This window comes from Tolumonas osonensis (assembly GCF_014202415.1).
GTDB lineage: Bacteria > Pseudomonadota > Gammaproteobacteria > Enterobacterales > Aeromonadaceae > Tolumonas > Tolumonas osonensis.
In genome coordinates this window covers 1-1,753 of the sequence record NZ_JACHGR010000026.1, presented here as the reverse complement: position 1 = coordinate 1,753, position 1,753 = coordinate 1, and the positions used below count along the sequence as shown (strand labels likewise).

The 1,753-nt window shown below is 62.2% G+C and carries 1 protein-coding gene and 1 pseudogene; both read left to right on the top strand.

What is annotated here, in order from left to right:
- A pseudogene (locus HNR75_RS15390) lies at positions 1-385 on the top strand (hypothetical protein); the annotation flags it as partial.
- Positions 382-1,584, top strand: a complete 1,203-nt coding sequence (gltS, locus tag HNR75_RS15385; RefSeq protein ID WP_132978741.1) for a sodium/glutamate symporter — start codon at positions 382-384, stop codon at positions 1,582-1,584. The pseudogene HNR75_RS15390 and the gene gltS, both read left to right, overlap by 4 nt.
- Positions 1,585-1,753 lie beyond the last annotated feature (169 nt).

Genomic DNA, 1,753 nt, shown 5'->3' with positions numbered 1-1,753 from the left:
CGTTTCTGGAATCTCGGCCGAGCCGCGCGTCATTGTCGGGCACGAGAACGATGCAGGCGAAACGGGGGAGCGAGCGCGCTTGGCACTGGCCCTTTACGTGCGACGCATCGTGCGCGAGATCGGGGCCCTGGTCGCCGTGCTGGGCGGTCTGGACATGTTGGTGTTCACGGCGGGTGTCGGTGAACACAATGCGTTCATTCGCGAGCGCATCTGTGCGGCGCTGGGCTTTCTGGGCATTGCCCTGGATACCGACGCCAACGCCCGCCACGCGGCGAAGATTTCCAGCGACCACAGCCAGGTCATCGTGGCGGTCGAGCCCACCAACGAAGAGTGGATAGCCGCCAGCCACGCACTGTCCTGCCTGGACAGGGAGAAGGCGCGATGACGATCGATGCCTTCCATGGATTCACGCTCGCCATCGTGCTGTTGTTCGTGGGCAAGGGCCTGGTTGCGCGTTGGGGCATCTTGCGTCGATACAGCATCCCGGAATCCCTGGTGGGCGGCCTGGCCTGCGCCCTGGTTGTCTTCGCCCTGTACTACGGTGCGGGGATCGTCGTCAGTTTCGATCTCGAAGCGCGTGACGCGCTGCTGCTGTACTTCTTTGCGGCCATTGGCCTGGGTACCGACGCCCGCACGCTGCGCCATGGTGGGCGGCCCTTGCTGATCCTGTCGGGGTTGGCCATCGGGTTCATGGTGCTGCAGAACCTGGCCGGGATGGAGATGGCACGCGCCTTCGGCCTGGATCCGCGCGCCGGGCTGATGGTGGGATCGATTTCCCTGACCGGAGGCGTGGGCACCACCTTGGCCTGGTCCGATCACTTCGTTCAAAACCTCGGCATTGCGCAAGCGCAGGAACTGGGATTGGCAGCGAACATGATCGGCCTGATCGCGGCCTGCACCATCGGCGGCCCGATCGCAAGCCTGCTCATGCACAGGCATCGGCTTCAAGCCGGAGACAGCGCCCTGGAAATTGGCACGCTGCACAGCAATGAGCAGCATGCCCGCCTGGACTACTACGGCGTGCTGCTGGCATTGCTCTGGCTCAACTTGGCCTTGATGCTGGGATACGGAATCAATGCCTTGGTAGCGCGTACCCCCGTCACGCTGCCCGCCTTTGTGGGCTGCCTGCTGGCCGGGATTCTCCTGCGCATGGTGGCCGACTGGATGAGGCCGAGTGGGGGCGGACGTCTATGGAACTGGCCGAGCATGCAGCCAGGCATTGCCCTGGTCTCCGATATCTCACTGGGCCTGTTTCTGACCATGGCGCTGATGGGACTCAGGCTCTGGGAGCTGCAGCCCGTGCTTGCCTTCATCACGGCGGCGATGCTGGTGCAGATTGCCCTGGTCATCGCATTCGTTTTGCTGATTGTTTTTCGGGCAATGGGCAAGGATTACCAAGCCGCCGTGGTGTGCGCGGGTTTCGGCGGTATTGCGCTGGGATCTACCGCCACTGCCATCGCCAACATGACGGCGGTGACTCGGGAGCATGGTGCGGCACGCGAGGCGTTCATTGTGGTGCCCCTGGTATGTGGGTTCGTCATCGATATTGCGAACGCACTGGTAATCAGCCTGATGGCCGGTTAGGCGAAGCGAAACAGCGGAGCGAGCTGGCAGATGGATACATCGCTGACGCGCTGGCGAGGCGTCGTCGCCCAGGAAATCGCAATCGACTCCCGTTTTCAAGCAAGGGGCTCTTTCTACTTGTGCAGAAATAGAGGTAATACGCTTTGACGATTAAAAAGAACGGCAATAT